This is a genomic window from Winogradskyella algicola, assembly GCF_005869935.1.
Taxonomy (GTDB): domain Bacteria; phylum Bacteroidota; class Bacteroidia; order Flavobacteriales; family Flavobacteriaceae; genus Winogradskyella; species Winogradskyella algicola.
On the sequence record NZ_SZQF01000004.1, the window covers coordinates 61,854 to 83,816 of the forward strand.

General features: G+C 34.2%; 21 protein-coding genes. 12 read left to right on the plus strand and 9 right to left on the minus strand.

Annotation, left to right across the window (positions count from 1 at the left end):
• Positions 1-6: 6 nt before the first annotated feature.
• From FC091_RS07810 to FC091_RS07845, 7 genes are all read left to right on the plus strand, one after another.
• Positions 7-1,185, plus strand: coding sequence for an AIR synthase related protein (locus FC091_RS07810; RefSeq protein WP_138433720.1), 1,179 nt, complete (start codon positions 7-9; stop codon positions 1,183-1,185).
• A 12-nt stretch (positions 1,186-1,197) separates the two neighbouring features.
• Entirely contained in the window at positions 1,198-2,199 is a 1,002-nt protein-coding gene (locus FC091_RS07815) for a DUF3078 domain-containing protein (RefSeq protein WP_138433721.1), read from the plus strand.
• 458 nt (positions 2,200-2,657) lie between these two features.
• Positions 2,658-3,734 carry a peptide chain release factor 1 gene (gene prfA, locus FC091_RS07825; RefSeq protein WP_138433723.1) on the plus strand — a complete coding sequence of 359 codons (1,077 nt, stop codon included), beginning with the start codon at positions 2,658-2,660 and terminating at the stop codon, positions 3,732-3,734.
• Between the two features lie 72 nt (positions 3,735-3,806).
• On the plus strand, positions 3,807-4,160 hold the full coding sequence (locus tag FC091_RS07830) for a four helix bundle protein (RefSeq protein ID WP_138433724.1): 354 nt from the start codon (positions 3,807-3,809) through the stop codon (positions 4,158-4,160).
• A 35-nt stretch (positions 4,161-4,195) separates the two neighbouring features.
• Complete coding sequence (gene pyrF / locus FC091_RS07835) at positions 4,196-5,011, plus strand: orotidine-5'-phosphate decarboxylase (protein ID WP_138433725.1); 816 nt, start codon at positions 4,196-4,198, stop codon at positions 5,009-5,011.
• A 35-nt stretch (positions 5,012-5,046) separates the two neighbouring features.
• Complete coding sequence (locus FC091_RS07840) at positions 5,047-5,829, plus strand: ABC transporter substrate-binding protein (RefSeq protein ID WP_138433726.1); 783 nt, start codon at positions 5,047-5,049, stop codon at positions 5,827-5,829.
• A 181-nt stretch (positions 5,830-6,010) separates the two neighbouring features.
• Positions 6,011-6,517 (plus strand): hypothetical protein, encoded by a 507-nt coding sequence (locus FC091_RS07845; protein WP_138433727.1) that lies wholly within the window; start codon positions 6,011-6,013, stop codon positions 6,515-6,517.
• Here the strand turns inward: FC091_RS07845 and FC091_RS07850 are convergent.
• Both FC091_RS07850 and FC091_RS07855 read right to left on the minus strand, forming a co-directional pair.
• Positions 6,514-6,711 carry a Lacal_2735 family protein gene (locus FC091_RS07850; RefSeq protein ID WP_138433728.1) on the minus strand — a complete coding sequence of 66 codons (198 nt, stop codon included), beginning with the start codon at positions 6,709-6,711 and terminating at the stop codon, positions 6,514-6,516. The two genes, FC091_RS07845 and FC091_RS07850, sit on opposite strands and share 4 nt — an antisense overlap.
• An 85-nt stretch (positions 6,712-6,796) precedes the next feature.
• Positions 6,797-7,501 carry a DUF4197 domain-containing protein gene (locus tag FC091_RS07855; protein ID WP_138433729.1) on the minus strand — a complete coding sequence of 235 codons (705 nt, stop codon included), beginning with the start codon at positions 7,499-7,501 and terminating at the stop codon, positions 6,797-6,799.
• A 152-nt stretch (positions 7,502-7,653) separates the two neighbouring features.
• Here FC091_RS07855 and FC091_RS07860 point away from each other — a divergent pair, with 152 nt between their 5' ends.
• Complete coding sequence (locus tag FC091_RS07860) at positions 7,654-8,784, plus strand: TlpA family protein disulfide reductase (RefSeq protein WP_138433730.1); 1,131 nt, start codon at positions 7,654-7,656, stop codon at positions 8,782-8,784.
• A gap of 32 nt (positions 8,785-8,816) precedes the next feature.
• Here the strand turns inward: FC091_RS07860 and FC091_RS07865 are convergent, their stop codons facing one another.
• Positions 8,817-9,917 carry an OmpA family protein gene (locus tag FC091_RS07865; protein ID WP_138433731.1) on the minus strand — a complete coding sequence of 367 codons (1,101 nt, stop codon included), beginning with the start codon at positions 9,915-9,917 and terminating at the stop codon, positions 8,817-8,819.
• A 339-nt stretch (positions 9,918-10,256) separates the two neighbouring features.
• Here FC091_RS07865 and FC091_RS07870 point away from each other — a divergent pair, with 339 nt between their 5' ends.
• Positions 10,257-13,694: a methylmalonyl-CoA mutase family protein gene (locus FC091_RS07870; RefSeq protein ID WP_138433732.1), complete on the plus strand. Its 3,438-nt coding sequence runs from the start codon at positions 10,257-10,259 to the stop codon at positions 13,692-13,694.
• 169 nt (positions 13,695-13,863) lie between these two features.
• Here the strand turns inward: FC091_RS07870 and FC091_RS07875 are convergent, their stop codons facing one another.
• Positions 13,864-14,259, minus strand: a complete 396-nt coding sequence (locus FC091_RS07875) for a hypothetical protein (RefSeq protein WP_138433733.1) — start codon at positions 14,257-14,259, stop codon at positions 13,864-13,866.
• Positions 14,260-14,376: 117 nt separating this feature from the next.
• Between FC091_RS07875 and FC091_RS07880 the strand changes: the two genes are divergently transcribed.
• Positions 14,377-14,820, plus strand: a complete 444-nt coding sequence (locus FC091_RS07880) for an Lrp/AsnC family transcriptional regulator (RefSeq protein ID WP_138433734.1) — start codon at positions 14,377-14,379, stop codon at positions 14,818-14,820.
• Positions 14,821-14,822: 2 nt separating this feature from the next.
• Here the strand turns inward: FC091_RS07880 and FC091_RS07885 are convergent, their stop codons facing one another.
• The 3 genes from FC091_RS07885 to FC091_RS07895 are packed head-to-tail and all read right to left on the minus strand — an operon-like array spanning position 14,823 to position 17,389.
• Positions 14,823-15,200 carry a VOC family protein gene (locus tag FC091_RS07885; protein ID WP_138433735.1) on the minus strand — a complete coding sequence of 126 codons (378 nt, stop codon included), beginning with the start codon at positions 15,198-15,200 and terminating at the stop codon, positions 14,823-14,825.
• Between the two features lie 9 nt (positions 15,201-15,209).
• Entirely contained in the window at positions 15,210-16,181 is a 972-nt protein-coding gene (locus tag FC091_RS07890) for a YpdA family putative bacillithiol disulfide reductase (RefSeq protein ID WP_138433736.1), read from the minus strand.
• Positions 16,178-17,389, minus strand: coding sequence for an MDR family MFS transporter (locus tag FC091_RS07895; RefSeq protein WP_138433737.1), 1,212 nt, complete (start codon positions 17,387-17,389; stop codon positions 16,178-16,180). Before FC091_RS07895 ends, FC091_RS07890 begins: the two co-directional genes overlap by 4 nt.
• A 235-nt stretch (positions 17,390-17,624) precedes the next feature.
• Between FC091_RS07895 and FC091_RS07900 the strand changes: the two genes are divergently transcribed.
• Positions 17,625-18,224, plus strand: a complete 600-nt coding sequence (locus FC091_RS07900) for a DUF1684 domain-containing protein (RefSeq protein WP_138433738.1) — start codon at positions 17,625-17,627, stop codon at positions 18,222-18,224.
• Between the two features lie 122 nt (positions 18,225-18,346).
• Here the strand turns inward: FC091_RS07900 and crcB are convergent, their stop codons facing one another.
• Both crcB and FC091_RS07910 read right to left on the minus strand, forming a co-directional pair.
• A complete protein-coding gene (gene crcB / locus FC091_RS07905) occupies positions 18,347-18,712 on the minus strand; it encodes a fluoride efflux transporter CrcB (RefSeq protein ID WP_138433739.1) in 366 nt (121 codons plus the stop codon).
• Complete coding sequence (locus FC091_RS07910; RefSeq protein ID WP_138433740.1) at positions 18,713-19,726, minus strand: SRPBCC family protein; 1,014 nt, start codon at positions 19,724-19,726, stop codon at positions 18,713-18,715. It abuts the gene before it with no gap.
• Between the two features lie 88 nt (positions 19,727-19,814).
• On the opposite strand from FC091_RS07910, the gene FC091_RS07915 reads away from it, so the two are divergent.
• The gene (locus FC091_RS07915; protein WP_138433741.1) at positions 19,815-21,854 is read left to right on the plus strand and encodes a dipeptidyl-peptidase 3 family protein; all 2,040 of its coding nucleotides are present in this window, start codon (positions 19,815-19,817) and stop codon (positions 21,852-21,854) included.
• Positions 21,855-21,963 lie beyond the last annotated feature (109 nt).

Genomic DNA, 21,963 nt, shown 5'->3' on the forward strand with positions numbered 1-21,963 from the left:
GTTTCCATGAGTAATTCTGTAAGCAAAAGATATGCCCAAAGAGGTGTTTCTGCCTCAAAAGAAGACGTACATAATGCCATTAAAAATATAGATAAAGGTTTGTTTCCTAAGGCATTTTGTAAGATAGTGCCAGATTATTTAACAAACGACAAAGACTATTGTTTAATTATGCATGCCGATGGTGCAGGTACAAAGTCATCTCTAGCATACATGTATTGGAAAGAAACGGGAGACCTTTCTGTATGGAAAGGTATTGCTCAGGATGCTTTAATCATGAACATTGATGATTTGTTGTGTGTAGGTGCAACAGATAATATTATGTTATCCTCTACAATCGGAAGAAACAAAAATCGTATTCCAGGTGAAGTTATTTCAGCCATAATCAATGGTACAGAAGAGTTGATTAATGATTTAAAAGGTTTTGGTGTAACTATTCATTCAACTGGAGGAGAAACTGCTGATGTTGGAGATTTAGTGAGAACTATTATTGTAGATTCTACAGTTACGGCTCGTATGAAGCGTTCTGACGTCATAGACAATGCTAATATCTCTGAAGGAGACGTCATAGTTGGTTTAGAATCTTTTGGACAAGCTACTTACGAGACTGAGTATAATGGCGGAATGGGTAGTAATGGGTTAACATCCGCAAGGCACGATGTTTTCTCAAAGTATTTGGCAGAAAAATATCCTGAAAGCTTTGATGCCTCAGTACCAGAAGAATTGGTGTATTCTGGAGATACCAAACTTACAGATCCTGTTGAGAACTCTCCAATAGATGCAGGTAAATTAGTATTGTCACCAACAAGGACCTATGCACCAATAATTAAGGAAATACTTAATAAATACAAAAGCGATGCCGTACATGGTATGGTACATTGTAGTGGTGGTGCACAAACAAAAATTCTTCACTTTGTAGATAACCTTCATATTATAAAAGATAATATGTTTAAAATTCCACCGTTGTTTAAACTTATACAAGAACAATCTAATACAGACTGGAAAGAAATGTATCAAGTATTCAATTGTGGTCATCGTATGGAGTTATATGTAAAGCCAGAGATAGCTGAAGACATTATTACAATTTCTAGATCGTTTAATGTTGATGCTCAGATTATAGGTAGAGTAGAAGCTTCAGAAACTAAAAAGTTGACTATCACTAGCGAGTACGGTAAGTTTACATATTAAATTGAAGCGCATATGCAAAACATAAAGCGATTAGTATTTACTTTTTTCTTATTCACTTCTGCCACTATTCTGGCACAACCAGATTCACTTTTTTTTGTTGATCCTGCATTAAAAATAGATTTAGGATGGAATACTAAAAAAGAAGTGGGATTAACATTAAATCAAGTGTCTTTTACCAATTGGAATGCAGGTGGTACAAACTCTATAACAGCAATTCTCAGTGGTAATGCGGCGGCTAGATATAGAACAGAAACTTACTTTTGGAATTCTTCAATAAACCTTCGATATGGTTTAAATAAACAAGAAGGTCAGTCATTATTTAAAACTGAAGATGTAATTGAAGTGATTTCTAATTTCGGATTAGAAAAAAGTCCTGAAAGCAATTGGTTTTATTCAGCTAGGTTTAGTTTCAATACCCAATTCGCAAACGGTTATAATAATCCAAATGATAACAACCCTATTTCAAAGTTTATGGCGCCAGGCTATGTATTCTTGGGTGCAGGTATGGAATATGGTAGACATATAAACAGATTTTCTTTATATGTATCACCTATAACATTAAAAACCACATTTGTTTTAGATGAAGACTTGGCAAATCAAGGTGCTTTTGGTGTAAAACCTGCTATTTATGATATGGAAGGAAATGTTATAAGAAATGGAGAAACGACGCGTCAGGAATTTGGTATGCTCTTTACAGGGCAGTTTGAAGATGAGGTTTTTGAAAATATTAAATTTAATTCACGCTTAAGACTATATACAGATTATTTGGTAAACTTTGGGAACGTTGATGTAGATTGGGAAGTAAATGTTGGCATGAAGGTGAATAAATATGTACAGGCAACCTTAGGGTCTCATTTGAGATATGACCACGATATCAATTCTGAAATAGAAACCAATGAAATTACAAATGAAGAGGTCGTTATTGAAGGTCCTAGAATTCAATGGAAACAATTACTAGGTGTAGGTGTTGTGGTAGATTTAGAGAATGTGATTAACGGAAGTTCAGAACCCTAGTACTACACTTTCAAATAAAACCTTTTATCAATGAAAGAAAAACACAGGTAATTAAACTGTCTAGCAAAAATATGATACTAAAAAATTTTAGGTTAGACACACCTCTTATTTTATAAAAATTTAAACGTTGTCTTAATTTTCTATCGCTAATCATTATCCATAGCAGAAAGACCAAGAATAATTTAGTGCAAAGCGCTAAGATCAATTCTGGATTAATTACCGTAATAGCAATGGTCACTAAAAACGACCATAGAGCAAGCGGCTTGTAGTAGTTTAGTATAGAGGTAAACTGCTTTCGCATACTACCTATAACGCTAAAAGATTAAAAAATATTTTTTAAAATAATCGTAAAATACATTTTTGATAAATTCCATGAATCAGAAATAAGTTTCTAAAGACTTAAATCTCCATAATCAACTAAAAAATTGTACTTTTGATTTCCAATTTTTTGAAGAGAGATGTTAGAGAAAATACAGATTGTAAAACAACGATTCGACGAGGTAAATGACCTCATAATTCAACCAGATATCATAGCAGATCAGAAGCGTTACATTCAACTAAACAAGGAATACAAAGACCTAAAAAAAATAGTTGATAAAGGTGACGTTTATAAAGAATTATTAGATAATATTTCTGAAGCTGAAGAGATCATAGCAGATGGCTCTGATGCAGAGATGGTAGAAATGGCAAAAATGCAGTTAGATGAAGCTAAAGCCGATTTGCCTAAAATTGAAGAAGAAATACGATTCTTACTCATACCAAAAGATCCAGACGATGCTAAGAACGTTGTTGTCGAAGTGCGTGCTGGAACTGGTGGAGATGAAGCCAGTATTTTTGCAGGAGATTTATACCGCATGTATTCAAAATATTGCAGTAATAAAGGCTGGAAAGTAGATGTAGTAAGTACAAGCGAAGGAACATCTGGTGGTTTTAAAGAAATCATATTCGAAGTTTCTGGCGAAGACGTTTACGGTACCATGAAGTTTGAAGCAGGTGTACATCGTGTACAACGTGTGCCACAGACCGAAACACAAGGTCGTGTGCATACCAGTGCGGCAACTGTGGTGGTAATGCCAGAAGCAGAAGAGTTTGATTACGAACTAGACATGACAGAGGTTCGTATAGAGCGCACAACATCCACAGGTCCTGGAGGTCAGTCTGTGAATACAACATACTCTGCAATTAAGCTACACCATGAGCCAACAGGTATGATTGTGAGTTGTCAAGATCAGAAATCATCGCATAAAAACTTAGAAAAAGCCTTAAAGGTTTTACGTTCGCGATTATATGAAGAAGAATTAAGAAAGCGCCAGGCAGAAGCTTCAGAAAAGCGTAAGAGTATGGTGAGCTCTGGAGATAGAAGTGCTAAGATTAGAACGTATAACTATCCTCAGGGTCGTGTAACCGATCATAGAATAGGGTTAACCTTATATGATTTATCAAACATCATAGACGGAGATATTCAAAAAATAATTGATGAATTAATGCTTGCAGAAAACACTGAGTTGTTAAAAGCCAGCGACGAAGCAATATAGGTATTAGGTATTAGGTATTAGGTATTAGGTATTAGGTGCTAGGTATTAGTATTCGTGCTATTCTAAGTTAAAATGAGAGATTTTAGAAAGTTAGACATATGGACAGGCTCAATAACTTTAGTTAAACACATTTATAAATTAATAGAAGAACTACCTGAGGAAGAAAAGTTTGGTTTAAAATCTCAAATTTCAAGATGTGCAGTTTCAATACCATCAAACATTGCTGAAGGATGTGCTAAAGATTCTCAAAAAGATTTTGTTAGATTTCTTCAAATAAGTTTAGGTTCAGCTTTTGAATTAGAAACTCATTTGGTTATTTGTTTCGAGTTGTCCTTTATTAATGAAGACACAAGGATAATTGAAGATATTCAAGTACTCCAAAAAAGAATTAATGCACTTATAAAATATTCAAAAAGTAAGTACTAAAACCCAGCACCAAAAAGCCAATACCCACTAATTGAATGACAACACAACAACTAATCACTCAAATCAAGAAAAAACAATCCTTTCTTTGCATAGGATTAGATGTAGATTTAAATAAAATTCCTCAACATCTTTTAGAGGAAGAAGATCCAATATTTACTTTTAATAAAGCTATAATTGATGCAACACATCAACTTTGTGTGGCATACAAGCCTAACACTGCTTTTTATGAAGCTTATGGAATTAAAGGTTGGCAGGCTTTAGAAAAAACCATAAATTATCTTAACGACAAGCATCCTGAAATTTACACCATTGCAGACGCAAAACGTGGAGACATTGGTAACACAAGTACAATGTATGCAAAAGCTTTTTTTGAAGATTTAGGTTTCGATAGTGTTACAGTAGCACCATATATGGGCAAAGATTCGGTAGAGCCTTTTTTAGCTTTTGAGGATAAGCACACTATTTTGTTAGCATTAACGTCCAATCAAGGAGCTTTCGATTTTCAAACTAAAACCGTTGATGGAGTAGAACTTTATAAGCAGGTTTTAAAAACTTCAAAAACTTGGAAGAATTCTGAAAATTTAATGTACGTGGTTGGTGCTACTAAAGCAGAATTTTTAGCAGATATTAGGCAAATCATACCGGATAGTTTTTTGTTGGTGCCAGGTGTTGGTGCACAAGGAGGTAATCTTCAAGATGTTTGTAAATACGGAATGACTGATACTGTAGGTTTACTTATTAATTCTTCTAGAGGAATAATATATGCATCTCAAAACGATGATTTTGCACAGGCTGCAGCAGCAAAAGCTAAAGAGTTGCAATTGCAGATGAGTGAAATTCTTAATACTTAAAATTAGCTAATCTAAACTCATTTCAATATCTCAAGATGAAATACTTAGATCAGTTAAATAGAAATATTGTGCTAGAGCATATACCAAAACGAATTGTATCTCTAGTGCCTTCGCAAACCGAATTGTTAGTTGATTTAGGACTAGAAAACGACCTTGTAGGTGTTACAAAATTTTGTGTACACCCAAATCATCTCAGAAAACATAAAACGGTTGTTGGAGGTACAAAACAGATTCATCTTGATAAAATAAAAGCGCTTCGGCCAGATATTATACTTTGTAATAAAGAAGAAAATACAAAGGAAATAATCAAAGATTTAGAAGATGTAGCTCCAATACATATTAGTGATTTAGATACTGTTGAAGATTGTTTAGAGCTTATAAAAATGTATGGTACTATTTTCAATAGCTCTAAAAATGCTTCAGATTTAATTGAAGCTATTAAAATTGAAAGGCAAAAATTTCAATCTGCCTTACAATCCAAAAAGAAGAAGAAAGTAGCCTATTTTATTTGGAAGAATCCGTGGATGGTTGCAGCTTCAAATACGTTTATAAATACAATGATTAACGAAGCTGGTTTTAGTAATGTTTTTGAGAGCGAAGCACGTTATCCTGAAATAGATTTAGAGGATTCAAAATTAAAAGAAGCCGATTTAATATTCCTTTCAAGTGAGCCTTATCCTTTTAAAACTAAAGATATAGAGGTTTTTAGAGAGCAGTTTCCGTTAAAAAATATAAGTATAGTTGATGGGGAAATGTTTTCGTGGTACGGAAGCCGATTGTTAAAGTCTTATAAGTATTTTCAAACATCATTTTATTAAATAAAAAAGTCGGTACCTAACTAAAATACCGACTTTAATCTAACTAACTTGTTCTAATCTCTTTTAAGACTTAATCTCTTTTGCAGTACAAAGATGTTGACTTTCTGCGGTTTAAATGTTATGTTAATATTAGCATATAATTAAATGTAGTTTAATAACTTAGGTTAAAACTATATCAATCATGAGAATAATCGTACATCTTTTGGTCTTTATTGTGTTTAGTACATTTGTTAGTGCACAAAATTCTACTTGCAATTGTTGTACCGAAAAGCATTTGGAATTTGATTTTTGGATAGGGACTTGGGAGGTCACTAACCCTAATGGCACAAAAGCAGGAGAAAATACTATAGAAAAGATACAAGGCGATTGTGTATTACAAGAAAACTGGACTAGCTCCACACCTGGATACACAGGAACTAGTAACAATTTTTACAACAATAAAACCAAACAATGGGAACAAATCTGGATTGACAATCAAGGGCAAAGTTTACATCTCAAAGGAAATAAGCTTGGTAATCAAATGATTTTACAAACTGATGAAGAAACCAATTCCGAAGGAAAAACAGTATATCATCGTGTCACATGGACAGATAATGCAAATGGTACTGTGAGACAGCTTTGGGAAACTATAATAGATGGTGAAGGTACTACTGTGGTCTTCGATGGTTTATACAAGCGCAAAAATTAGTTAGCTTGTAATTTAGAGTCACCTATAATGAACTTAAGTTTATTTAATTGGTGTAAGACTTTCGAAGCCCTAAATTCTGAAAAATCACTTAGTGCATGATCAGTTTGCCTCAGATTGTATGCATCCTCAATAAGTCGAAGGTATTCCTTATATAATTTTAACCTTCTTCGTAATAAATGTTCTGAATTTTGCACGACAATTATTGTATGTGTTAGTTTTCTAAGTTACTAAAAATTAGTCAATAAGATGCGTGTTCTAGTTAAAAATAATGTTAATTAATTAATCTTGTAGAGCAAATACCTTTTTCAATAAGTCTGTAGTTCTAGACGATACTTTAGTTCTAATGTCTTTTTCTTCAACGGCAATCATGGTATAAACACCTTTTAAAGCTTCGGTAGTCACATAGTCCGTTAAATCAGGATTTACATTATTGGTAAGCGGTAAGTTATTGTACTTGGTAATTAGATTATTCCATATTTGGTCTGCACCAACTTTACCGAAAGAGTTACTTATTACAGGCTTAAATTTGTTGTATAGTTGTGTCTGTGTCTTAGAAGTTAGATATTCGGTTGCCGCATTGTCTCCGCCAAGTAAAATGTTTTTTGCATCATTAAAAGTGATGTTCTTTACGGCATTTACAAAAATAGGTGTGGCTTCTTTTACGGCATCTTCAGCTGCTCTGTTAAGTGCTTTTATACCTTCATCGGCTAAACTGCTCAGTCCTACTTTTCGTAATGCGTTATCTACTTTTTGTAACTCTCCTGGTAAAAGAATTTTAACCAATTCATTTTTGTAGAAGCCATCTTTTTGGGTAAGCTTGGTAACTTGTTTATCAATACCAAAGTCTAATGCTTGGCGTAAACCAGCTGCCATATCCTCGTTACTTAATCCACTAGTTTGCGGTAACTCATTTATAACATTTTGTAATTCTGCACAAGCAGTTAAATTCAAAACAATTAGGATAGCAAAAATTCTTTTAATCATGAATTGAAGATTTAGATTAACAAAGATATTTTAAAAAAATAGAGTATTGTAATGTAATGCAATTTTAACGACAGAAAAACGTTAGAATGCATTAATTGGTTAAAATTCTTATTTTTAGCACAGTATTTGATTATCTATTTGTAAACTATATTATGAATTCTTTCAACAAAAAAATTCTCTCGTATATCGTAATAGTAGTTTTGGCACTTAATTATGGACATAGTCAGATTAATGTTTCAGAATTTCTTCAAGAATCTAAGATTGCTTCCCCTGATAATAATAAATTATATTTTGTTGATTTTTGGGCAACTTGGTGCGTGCCGTGTATAACGGCTAAAGAACATCTAAAAGTACTGCAAAACCAGTTTCCAGATGATTTTTATGTCGTTTCATTATCAAGCGAAAATCCAATAAAAGTTGAGAAATTTTTAAAGAAAAAGCCCAATGATTTAGCTGTTGCCATAGATTATAATAAAGAGACATTTGGTAAATACAATGTAAATGTTTTACCTGCTGGTGTTTTGTTTAATGCCAATGGAAAGGTGCTTTGGGAAGGCGGAGCTCCAGATCTAAAGAAAGAAATGGTGGCAAGGTTTTTAAGACAGCAAACTGCCAGAACATCATTAAGTTCATTTTTTAATGTTATTAATGTAGAAGATGAAACTTCAAACGAATACATTCTCACAGAAGCAATGGAAGTTAAACCTTTGGCAAGTGGTTTTGAAGAATTGAGTGTAGTGGATAATGATAACTATTTAAAAGTTTCAGGATCTTTAAAGGCTGTTTTAGGATATTTGGCAAAAATATATAAGAATCAAATTGTCATAGCCGATGGTTTGGATACCAATTATGAAGTGTATTTTAAAAAACCATTAAATACAAATGAAAATATTGCCTTTAAATTAATTACAGAATTAAACTTGGGAGTGGATAGAGAATTCAACGAAGGAGAAGGTATAAGCTTTACTGTAGATACACCAAAGTTTTGGGATACTAACCAAATAGACTGGGGAAAAAACAACGCTAAATATTTAATTGGAGATTCTCAAATACAAGCCGATAATGTGTCTTTAAAAGATATTGCTTATCAATTAGCATATGTCTTAGATATGCCAGTAATTGTACCAGATGATTCAGGCATGAGCTTAACACTACACGATTGGGATTTTCATTATAAGTTTTTTCAGTTAATGCAAATCGATTTAGAGGACAACTATGGTATTAAGGCTGAAAAGAAAACGATTACTTACCCAGTGTATCATGTACAAAAAAAAGCCCCTTGAAAAAGGAGCTTTTTTTTTGAATAACGTAATTCTTAGTTAGAGATAACTCTAAACTCAGTACGTCTGTTTCTTTGGTGTTGCGCTTCAGAACACTCAACTCCGTTAGAACATCTGTTTGTTAATCTTGTTTCACCAAAACCTCTTGCAGTTAATCTGCTTCTAGAGATACCTTTAGATACTAAATAGTTAACTACAGAGTTTGCTCTTTGTTGAGATAAAGACATGTTAAAGTCATCATTACCTCTAGAGTCTGTATGAGACATAATTTCAATACTAACATTACTGTCACTTAACATTGGTAGTAAAGTGTCATCGATAGTCTTTTTAGATGACGATGTTAATCTAGCGCTACCTAATTCATAAAATACAGGTAATACATTTGGGTTTAATAACTCACAATCAACTTCTTCCCAAGTCGTAATACCTCCTTTTTTGTCTAATACAGTTCTTGTAACCGTTTGGTATTGTGCAGGTATTGTGGTAGTTTCAGTTCTAGCAGAAGTGTCAACAACTCTTCTTTTGATAGTTGTGTACTCAGCAGGAATTTCAATCTCATCCATTCTAGCAGGAGTCTTAATAACTCTTTTCTTGTAAGTAGTTGTTTGCTCTGGTACTGGTACAGAGTTAGTACTAGCGTCAGACGCTAAAGTTGTAAAGCTAACATCTTTAGATTGAGCAGGATACTCAACAAAACAAGCAGCAACACAATCATCTTTGTTTACAGAAGGACAATCTTCTAATACCTTGTACTCCCAACCAGAAGTCTTTGGATAAATTTCAAAAGTTCTAGAATCTCTTCCAAATGTCGCAGGAACAACTTTTAAGTCTGTACGAGCTTCTTGCTTTACATAAGGTACGTCAACAGTTTCGTAAGTAGCAGGTACATAAACAAACTTTTTAGAAGCTTCTTTTACTAATACGCGCTCTTCAACGGTTTTGTAAGTTGCAGGTATTACTTGTAGCGTCGTGTAAGCAGGATACGTTTGAATAGTTTCTTCAACTTCCTTAAACTCATCTTTAGTAATACATTTTACATAACATTTACCTGGTTCAGGGTTTGTTGGTAATCCTTGTGCTTGAGAAAATCCTATCCCAGCAATAAAGCAAACTAGTAATAATAGTTTTTGTTTCATAAGAAATAAATAATTAGTTAATGGTTATAGTTTTTTTATCGTAAGAATTACTTCCTACGTGTATTTTAAGACACAGCATATTTTGATAGGTCACAATATTTTGTTGAAAAAAATAATGTTTGTTTTTGGGAATGAGGTTTTTAAGGTGTCTTTTTGGCTATTCGATGAATATGGTAATAAAAGTTATTAAAGCCTATTTCTCAGGAATAGTTTCTAATTTAGAATTTTTTATGGTCTGCAGCTTATAAATTCAATTCTCAATTAGATATTTATTAAACATTTGAAATTTTTTTTGAATTATCCTTAAATTTGCACCTCAATTAAGTAAGATTTTTACGAATGGAACAAATCGCACCATATAAACCAAAACACAAAGTCCGTATAGTAACTGCCGCTTCCCTTTTTGATGGGCATGATGCAGCAATAAATATAATGCGTCGTATCATCCAAGCAACTGGAGTAGAGGTGATTCATCTGGGACATGATAGAAGTGTTGAGGAAGTTGTAAACACAGCCATACAAGAAGATGCCAATGCCATTGCAATGACGTCTTATCAAGGTGGACACAATGAGTACTTTAAATATATGTACGATTTGTTGAAAGAAAAAGGAGCAGACCACATCAAGATTTTTGGAGGTGGAGGTGGAGTAATTCTACCGGAAGAAATTAAAGAGTTAATGGATTATGGGATTACCAGAATCTATTCACCAGATGATGGTAGAGAAATGGGCTTGCAAGGAATGATTAATGATTTGGTTCAAAAATCAGATTATGCCATTGGTGATCAGTTAAATGGTGAAGTAAAAGAGCTTCATGAAAAGAACCCTAAATCTATCGCTAGAGTTATTTCTGCAGCAGAAAATTTCCCTGAAGTAGCCAAAGATGCTTTAGAAACTATTCATACTAAAAATGAAACTTCAAAAACACCAGTCCTCGGAATCACAGGTACAGGTGGTGCAGGTAAATCGTCGTTAGTAGATGAGTTGGTGCGTCGTTTCTTAATCGACTTTCCAGAAAAAACTGTTGGATTAATTTCTGTAGATCCATCCAAACGAAAAACTGGCGGTGCACTCTTAGGAGATCGTATCCGTATGAATGCCATTAATTCACCACGCGTTTACATGCGCAGTTTAGCCACGCGTCAATCTAACCTGGCTTTATCTAAATACGTTAACGAAGCTGTTGAAGTATTGAAAGCTGCTGAGTACGATTTAATCATCTTAGAAACGTCTGGTATCGGACAATCAGATACCGAAATATTAGAGCATAGCGATGTGTCACTTTATGTAATGACACCAGAATTTGGTGCAGCCACACAGCTTGAAAAAATCGATATGTTAGATTTTGCTGATTTAGTAGCGATTAACAAATTCGATAAACGTGGTGCTTTAGATGCGTTACGCGATGTAAAAAAGCAATATATGCGTAACCATAATCTGTGGCACGAAGATCCAGATACAATGCCTGTTTTTGGTACTATCGCATCTCAGTTTAACGATCCTGGAATGAACACGCTTTACAAAGCGATAATGGATAAAGTTGCTGAAAAAACTGAAGCAGATTTAAAATCGACTTTCGAGATTTCTAAGGAAATGAGCGAGAAGATTTTCGTTATTCCACCATCTCGAACACGTTACCTGTCAGAGATTGCAGAGAATAACAGAGCTTACGACAAAACAGCTGATGCTCAGGTAGAGGTAGCTCAAAAGCTTTACGGAATTTTTAAAACTATTTGTTCCGTTGGTAATGTCACTTTGAGCGCAGTTGAAAAGTCTTTTATAGGAAAACAAGGTTTAGACCAAGATGAGATCCTGAAACAAGTTCAGGAAGACAAAAAGGATTTCATTAAAATGCTTATCGCAGAATTCGATCGCGTAAAACTAAACTTAGATCCTTACAATTGGGAAATTATTACAGGATGGGATGATAAGGTAAACCGTTATAAAGATCCAATTTATAGCTTCAAGGTTAGAGATAAAGAAATTAAGATAGAAACGCACACCAAGTCGTTATCGCATTCAGATATTCCTAAGGTAGCTTTGCCAAAATACCAAGCTTGGGGAGATATTTTAAGATGGTGCTTACAAGAAAATGTGCCAGGAGAATTCCCGTATGCTTCAGGATTATATCCATTTAAAAGAACTGGCGAAGATCCAACGCGTATGTTTGCTGGTGAAGGTGGTCCAGAGCGTACCAACAGACGTTTTCATTATGTGAGTTTAGGGATGCCAGCAAAGCGTTTATCTACAGCTTTCGATTCGGTAACCTTATACGGAAATGACCCAGATTACAGACCAGATATTTATGGTAAAATTGGTAATGCAGGTGTAAGTATTTGTTGTTTAGATGATGCAAAAAAACTGTATTCAGGATTTAATTTAGCAGATGCTATGACGTCGGTAAGTATGACAATTAACGGTCCTGCGCCAATGTTACTAGGCTTTTTTATGAATGCTGCCATAGACCAACAATGCGAGATTTATATCAAAGAAAATGGTTTAGAAGAAGAAGTTGAGCAAAAGATAAAAGCCATTTACAAGGACAAAGAACGTCCTAAATACAATGCCGAAATTCCTGAAGGAAACGATGGTTTAGGGTTGATGTTATTAGGTGTTACAGGTGATCAGGTATTGCCAAAAGACGTCTACGAAGACATTAAAGCTAAAACTATTGCTCAGGTAAGAGGAACGGTTCAGGCAGATATTTTAAAAGAAGATCAGGCACAGAATACTTGTATTTTCTCAACAGAATTTGCCTTACGTTTAATGGGTGACGTACAAGAATATTTTATTGAAAATAATGTGCGTAACTTCTATTCGGTATCTATTTCTGGATATCATATTGCAGAAGCTGGTGCAAATCCAATTTCGCAGTTAGCATTTACGTTGGCTAACGGATTTACCTACGTAGAATATTACTTAAGTCGAGGAATGGATATCAATAAATTCGGTCCGAATTTATCATTCTTCTTCTCAAATGGTATCGACCCAGAATATGCAGTTATTGGTCGTGTAGCACGTAAAATTTGGGCAAAAGCCTTAAAACATAAATATGGTGCTAATCCAAGAGCACAAATGTTGAAGTATCACATTCAAACATCTGGTCGTAGTTTACACGCTCAAGAAATTGATTTCAACGACATTAGAACCACGCTTCAGGCCTTGTATGCGATTTATGACAACTGTAATTCATTGCATACCAATGCGTATGACGAAGCTATTACAACACCAACGGAAGAGTCTGTACGTCGTGCAATGGCCATTCAGTTAATCATTAATAAAGAATTAGGTTTAGCTAAAAATGAAAACCCAATACAAGGCTCTTTCATCATTGAAGAATTAACCGACTTAGTAGAAGAAGCTGTATTGACTGAGTTTGACAGAATCACAGAACGTGGTGGTGTACTTGGTGCTATGGAAACAATGTATCAACGTAGTAAAATTCAGGAGGAAAGTTTATACTACGAAACCTTGAAGCATAATGGTGAATTCCCAATTATTGGTGTAAATACATTCTTAAGCAGTAAAGGTTCGCCAACAGTACAACCTGCGGAAGTGATTAGGGCGACTGAAGAGGAAAAAGAAAACCAAATTAAAACGCTTCAAAATTTACATAAAGCAACAGATACAACTGAATTGCTAAAAGATTTACAACACAAAGCCATCAACAATCAAAATATTTTTGAAGCTTTAATGGACGTTTGTAAAGTATGTAGTTTAGGACAGATTACATCAGCCTTATTTGAAGTAGGTGGACAGTATAGAAGAAATATGTAAGCAGAATTCCAATTTTGAAAAGCGTAGCGCATTCAAAATTGTGAATATCGCTTATGCTGAGCGTAGTCGAAGCGTCTAAAGCCCTAGGATTTTGTATTAAACGACTTATATGAGCCCTTTACCCTGAGCTTGTCGATATGCCTTATAAATCAGATTACCAAAAACAAAATTAAAGCGTCAGCATCCAATTACGTTTCAGTTTTCTAAATGTTTTGATTTCGCCACGCAAAAGCGGTAAGTAATCTTTGCCATTGCTCTTAGAACGCTCTAAACGTCTGCAGTTACTGTATAGTTTGCTGGTTAAACGCTCCAGGCTGTCTAGATGTTTGTGTTTTTTGTCAGAATGGCGTTCACGTTCTGCATTAATAATTTCTGGTGCTAGATTTGTGGACTGTTGCACAATATCACCAGAAAAGTAAATGTCGCTATCTTCTGTACCATCTTCATTTAAATAAGATAAATCGTGATTTAGATATGTCGAAATGCTTCTCGAAAGCATAATAATATCCATTGCCTTTTGATATACAGGCAAGTCCGATAAATGTGATGGTAGGTTGTAGTTCATATTTTCAATAGCAATTGTTACGAAATTACTGAGGAATAATGAAATTTAACTTTAATTATTAAAGTTAAATAGTATATTAGCTTTAAAAATTACATTATTTAATTGTATTTTCTTTAAATGAGTATAGATGGTTTAAATTGGAAGATTTTAAAGTGTTTGCAACAAAATGCACGTATGTCTAATACAGAGATTGGAAGGCGCGTTGGTATTAGCTCACCAGCTGTGAGTGAGCGTATTAAGAAGATGGAAGACGCCGAAATCATTCAAGGTTACACCACGTTTGTTTCACCTTTTGAAGCAGGCTACCAATTAAAGGCATTAATTACGTTAAGAGCGTTTATGGGCATGTTGAAACCCTTTCTCGAAAAAGTAAAAACTTATAACGAAGTTGTAAACTGCTACCGAATTACTGGAAACGAAAATATTGTAATGGAAGTAGTTTTAAAAAATCAAAAACACTTAGAGGCATTCATAGACCAATTAATTACCTATGGCGAAACCAAAACGCAAATTGTATTATCTCACGTGGTAAAACATAGTGAGATTAAGCCTTTAAAGTAATTCTAATTGATGCGCCAAGGTGGATTTTTTCTGTTCTCACCAGCTGTGTAAATTATAATTTGATTTTGATCTGGGTCTTTCAATTTTATTTCTGTCCATAACCAAGATTGTTCGGTAATTTCTGTGTCGAAAACGATGCCTTTTTGTTTGAGCATATCTACAGTTTGGGAAAGGTTATCAACTTCAAAATAAATGATGGTTTGATTATCGTTAGATAGCTTTTCAACCTTATGAATTGAAAACGTGGTATCACCATCAGGACATAAAAACCTAACATATCTTGGTGCTGCATCAACAATGAGTTGTAATCCTAGAGTTTTATAAAATTCAACAGATTTTACAATATCTAGTGATGGTATGGTCACTTGATTTAAATTCATAATTCCAAATTATTCAATTGTACTTGCAATATGTTCTGCAATCATTTTAGCGTGAATGCGAGAATTTTCAATAAACCACTTGTGGGTTTCCATTCCACCACAAATCACGCCTGCGAGATATAAACCCATAACATTAGATTCCATAGTCTTATCATTATAAGTTGGGATGTGTCGTTCATCCTTTGAAAACGCTATACCAGCTTTTGCCAAAAATTCAAAGTTGGGCTGATAGCCTGTAAGTGCAATGACGAAATCGTTTGGCAAAATGATATTACCATCAGGTGTTTCAACAGTAATTTGGTGTGCTTCAATTTTCGTAATTTCAGAATTAAAATAGGCTTTAATGCTGCCCTCTTCAATTCGGTTAAGAATATCTGGTCTTACCCAATATTTTACACGCTCTCCAATACTCTTGCCTCGCACAATCATTGTAACATTTCCACCTTTGCGGTATATTTCTAAAGCGGCATCTACAGACGAATTACTGGCACCGACAACAGCAATATTTTGCAAAGTAAAAGGATGTGCCTCCTTGTAATAATGAAACACTTTTGGTAAATCTTCGCCAGGTACATTCAGCAAGTTTGGTATGTCATAAAACCCAGTTGCTATAATGACTTTTTTTGCGTTGTAATGGCTTTTGCTTGTAACAACTTCAAAATGATTTTGAACCTTATTAATAGTTCCAACTTCTTCATACAGTTTAATGTTTAATTGATTCGAAGTTGCCACTCTTCGGTAGTACTCTAAAGCTTCGTTTCTGGTTGGTTTAGGATTGTTGCTTATAAAAGGAATATCGTCAATTTCAAGCTTTTCAGAAGTTGAAAAAAAGGTCATATTCAAAGGATAATTAAAAAGCGAATTGGTTAATGCACCTTTTTCAATTACTGCGTAGTTCCAGTTATGTTTTTTACATTCTAAGGCGCAGGCAATTCCAATGGGTCCTGCTCCAATGATTATGATGTCTAAATCTTTGGTCATAATTTAAATTTAACTCTATTAATTAACCAGTACGACAAAATTACAGCTATGAGCCCATACGTTCCAGTAACTAGCCAATTGATTTGGTAACCATAATTTTCAACAATGGTTAAGCCAATTTTTGAACTAAAAATATGAGATACAGAAAAGGCAATAGCGTACAATGCCATATAACTGCCTTCAAACCCTTCCTTTGCTCTGCTTAACGCAAATCTATTGGTATAAGGGAAACCTAACATTTCGCCTACGGTTAACAAAATCATATTAATTATTAAAATACAAAACCAAAAGTTTTGGAATAGTAAATAAAATCCTAAACTCATTAAAAGTGATGCTGTTAAAATATGCTTGGTTACAGGTATTAGCTGTTTTTCGAGAAAATTTAAAAAAGGCATCTCAAGTAAAATAATAAGTCCAACATTAATAATCCAAAACAGACTGATTTGAAATTCATTTAAACTAAAAACTTCTTTGTAATACAAAGGCATCGTAACTACGAGTTGAAAAAATGTCATTCCCATAAAGAAACAAATGACAATAAAAATCCAATATGTTGTATCACTATAAACTATGTTTTTAGCTTTAGTGATAACATCTTCTGTAACCTTAGCAATCTTTTTCTCAGGTTCTTTCACTAAATATTTAAACAGAATAATGGCAGAAATACAAGTAATACCATCTATCCAGAATAATAAATTGTAGCCTTGACTTACAATAATTAAACCTGCAGCTGTAGGGCCAACAGCCATACCAGCATTAATTGCCAAACGGATAAGACCAATTGCTCTAGTTTGGTTTTCGGGTGTGCTATAAGCTTTTATTGATACATAAATAGCAGGTCTAAAGCTATCTGCTATAGACATTATAAAAAGTATTGCAAAGCATAAGCCCCAAAATGATGAAATAAACTGAAGTCCAATAAAGCTAAAACCAGTTATTAATAGGCTAAAGACCATTACTTTGTAAAATCCAAAGAGGTCTGTAAGTTTACCACCAAGCCATCCTCCAATAGCAGACCCAATTCCGAAAAAGGCCAAAATCCAGCCAGCATCATCTTTACTAAAATCTAAGTTATCGGTAAGATAAAGTGATAGAAAAGGAATAATCATTGTCCCGGCTCTATTAATAAGCGAAATCAAAGAGATATACCAAATCTCTTTAGATAATCCAGTAAAGGATTCTATATAGTTAGTGTAAAGTTTTTTCATTTTGATTGATTGTTATAAAAATAAAAAGTCCGACGGTATCGTCGGACTTTTAAATATTGTTTAATAGTATATAATTATAGCTACAATAGATAATACATCCGAATGGTTTCCGAAGAAATCGCACAGGTTTGCTTTGTATATCTATTGACTTGTTTCATTTTATTTTTAATAACTGAGACCAAAGCTACAATAAAATTTGATAAGTTGTATTTTTGAATTTTAAATTACAGCTAAAATGAGACATCTTCTTTTATTATGTTTAGTGCTAATTACAGTGAGTTGCGGACCAGGTAAGGAGGAGTTATTGGGCGAAACAGAATGGCAACGAAAAACCAATGCTATGTTTAAAGATGCTAGTAAATCACCATTAAAAAAGAAAGATTTAAAACGTTTTAAATCTTTAGATTTTTATAAATACGATTCCATTTATAGAGTAGAAGCACGTTTAAAACGTACACCAGATTCTAAGTGGTTTAAGATGAAAACCACCACAGATGAAGAAACAGATGAGCGTGTTTACGGAATTTTATCCTTTGAATTGAAGGGCGAAACTCATCAGCTTAATGTTTATCAAAGTAAAACTTCAACAGCATTTGGCAATATGGATAAAAGTTTATTTCTACCATTTTTAGATGATACTAATGGTGAGACTAGTTATTCTGGTGGTCGCTATATTAATTTGACTATTCCAGAAGATGATATCATTCTAGTAGATTTTAATGAGGCTTATAACCCTTATTGTGCCTATAATGAAAAATATTCTTGCCCAATCGTACCTAGAGTAAATTATCTACCTATAAAAGTAGAAGCAGGATTAAAGGCTTTTAAGAAGTAGTTTTGTTAGGTGTTAGGTGTTAGGTGTTAGGTGTTAGGTGTTAGGTGTTAGATGTTAGATGTTACGTGTTAGGTGTTGATTTGTGTAATTGTTTATTTGTTTAAAGTTTCACTAATCACTAATCATTTTACCCAATACATTCCCAAGAACACAGCTAAAAAGCCAACAATAAAACTTGCAATGGTATAAATGGCAAAATTCATAAAATCGCCTGATTTTAAAAACACGTGATTCTCATAAGCAAAGGTTGAAAACGTGGTAAAACCACCACAAAAACCTGTGGCAAGCAACAAGGTTTGGTTTTGTGTTAGGCTGTCGTTTTTGGCAGCAAGTCCAAGTATAATGCCAATTAACAAACTACCCAGAATGTTAGCAGCAAAGGTTCCGTAAGGAATTCCAGTTTCACTGCTGTTCAGCCATTTTCCGATGAGATAACGAAGTGTACTTCCAAATCCGCCACCAATAAAGACAATAATTAATTGTTTCATCTATTTTATAGGTACATAGATTTCAGTGACCCAATCTGCAGGATTTGGGTAATTTCCTGGGTCAGTAGGGTAAATTTCAAAAGGCTTTTCTTCAGATTGTTCCAAATTGTTTTCAGCTAAATGCTTCATAGTAGCTTCCCAAGCCTTAGGTAAATTGGTGTAGTTACCTTTAAGAGTTGTTTTTAAAACCTTTATATTCGGAATGAAGTTAATGGAGACATCAGAATCGGCAGGCACTTCAATACGTTCTTTTACAGGTATACCATTACTCATAATCACATTAGCACTGCTCATATCGTTATAAACCGTGAGTGGCATTCCAGATTGTTTGATGTTGTTTTCTTTCATAAAATCGTTTATGATACCAAAGTTTTCCTCCATTTTAGAACTTATGTTTTGAGAATTAGCATTGGTAGTTTTGTATAAATAATACCCACCACCATATTCAGTGACACCATCTATGGTTATTTCAAATTGTTTCATATCATCTTGTACAATGCTATCTAGTTTTTCTAAACTTCTTTCGTAGTGTGGACCAATTTGCTTTTCCATTCCACCCATTAAGGTTGAAAATAATTTAAACAAAAATGGCAGGTCTTTTCCAGAGATATTCCAGGTAACATCTGTTGAACCGTCCTCTTTGGCATCTAACTTCCAAGACACATCAGATTTAGGGAATTCAGCAAATTGCATTTCTTGAGTTATAGAATTGTGTGGATTGGCAGCTACCGTTGTCATTGTACCAATACCATCCTTATCTTCCCAAGAGTATGAACCACCAACACCAACATGATTATCAGGAATAGTAAGTGTCATTTCAGGATCAGATTCAACCCAAGACGACCAATCTTCCCAAGTTTCAAAATCTATAATTTTATCGTAGAGTACGGCTTGTGGTGCTTTTATATTTCGAGTCCTAGTGACCTCAAATGAGTTTGGCTGTACTGCAATGTAAATTGAAAATCCAATAACAAGTATGAGCAACAGCAACAGAATATATTTAAGAGCTTTCATTTTTAGTATGATTTAGTAGTTATCCAAAGATAGTAATTTGTCTTATAAGTGTTACATTTGTGAGAATTCACAAAAAACTAACTTCAATATGAAACTTAAATCAATAGTTGTAATCTGCCTGATGGTGGTTTTTGCTTGGTCTTGTAAAAATGACAGTAAAGAACCTGTGAAGGACGATACTACAGAAAAAGTAGCAGATAAGTTTGATTTTAATGTAGAGCAGTTTGCTGACATAAAAATCTTGCGTTATCAAATTCCTGGATGGGAAAATTTAAGCTTAAAAGAACAGAAATTGGTGTACTATTTAACGCAAGCTGGCTTGGCTGGTCGTGATATTATGTGGGATCAAAACTACAGACACAACCTTAAAATCCGTAAAGCTTTAGAAAATGTTTACACGACTTATTCTGGTGATAAAAATTCTAAAGACTGGAATGCTTTTGAAACCTATTTAAAGCGTGTATGGTTCAGTAATGGTATTCATCATCACTATTCTAATGACAAATTAAAGCCTGAATTTTCTAAGGATTACCTAAACGAATTATTCTTAGCAACCAATACAAAGTTAGATGGTGAAGCTTTTGATGTTATTTTTAATGATAAGGATACTAAAAAAGTAAATCAGGCAAAAGGTGTAGATAACGTAGCATTATCTGCTGTAAATTTCTACGGACCAAATGTTACTAATGCTGATGTAGAAAAGTTCTATGCAGCTAAAAAATCTCCAGACCCAAACAGACCGCTATCTTTTGGGCTTAATTCGCAATTAGTAAAAGAAAATGGAGTTTTAAAGGAGCGTGTTTACAAATCTGGTGGACTTTACGGTTCTGCAATAGATGAAATCATCAAGTGGCTAGAAAAGGCACAAGGTGTTGCAGAAAACAAAGCACAAGGTGACGCTTTAGGGCTGTTAATCCAATATTACAAAACAGGCGACTTACAAACCTGGGACGATTACAATGTAGCTTGGACAGCAGCTACTGAAGGAAACGTAGATTACATCAATAGTTTTATTGAGGTGTACAACGATCCGTTAGGTTACAGAGGTTCTTACGAGACAATTGTACAAATCAATGATTTTGATATGTCTAAAAAGATGAAAGTCTTATCCGATAACGCACAGTGGTTTGAGGATAATTCCCCATTAATGGATGAGCACAAAAAGAAAAATGTGGTTGGTGTAACTTACAAAGTGGTAACTGTCGCTGGTGAAGCTGGTGATGCATCGCCAAGCACACCAATTGGTGTTAATTTACCAAATGCCAACTGGATTAGAAAGGAAGTAGGAAGTAAGTCGGTATCACTTGGAAACATCATTAATGCTTACAATAATGCCGGTAGTACAGGTCGTTTAAAAGAGTTTGTAAACGATGAAGAAGAGTTGCAACTTGAGGAAAAGTATGGTCAGTTAGCTGATAAACTTCATACTGCATTGCACGAAGTTATTGGCCACGCGTCAGGACAGTTAAATCCAGGAGTAGGAGAGACCAAGGAGACCTTGAAAAATTATGCTTCTACCTTAGAAGAAGGTCGTGCAGATTTAGTTGGTCTATACTATTTATATGATTCTAAATTACAAGAACTAGGTTTGGTTGATGATTGGAAGTCTGTAGGAAAAGCAGCTTACGATGGTTACATAAGAAATGGTTTAATGACACAGTTAATTCGTTTGAATTTAGGTGATGATGTAGAAGAAGCGCATATGAGAAACCGTCAGTGGGTTTCTGCTTGGGTTTTCGAAAAAGGAAAAGCAGACAATGTGATTGAGAAGGTTACCAGAGATGGAAAAACGTATTTCAATATTAACGATTACGATAAGCTACACGAATTATTTGGTCAATTATTAAAAGAAACTCAGCGTATTAAATCTGAAGGCGATTATGCTGCCGTTGAAGCTTTAGTAGAAGGTTATGGTGTTAAGGTAGATCAAGCAATTCACGCTGAGGTTTTAGAGCGTAACAAGCAATTTACATCTGCACCTTACAGTGGATTTGTAAACCCAGTTTTAGTGCCTGAGATGGACAAAAATGGTGAAATCACTGCAATTAAAGTAACGCAACCAGTTGGTTTCCCAGAACAAATGTTAGAGTACAGTAAAACATACAGTTTCTTACCTGAGGTCAACTAAACTAAGATTTTTTAGAGGAATTTTGAAAAGCAGCCTATTTAGGCTGCTTTTTGTTCGTGCTAAACTTTAAAAGCAGAGAATTAATACTTAATAGAATGAGAAGAATAAT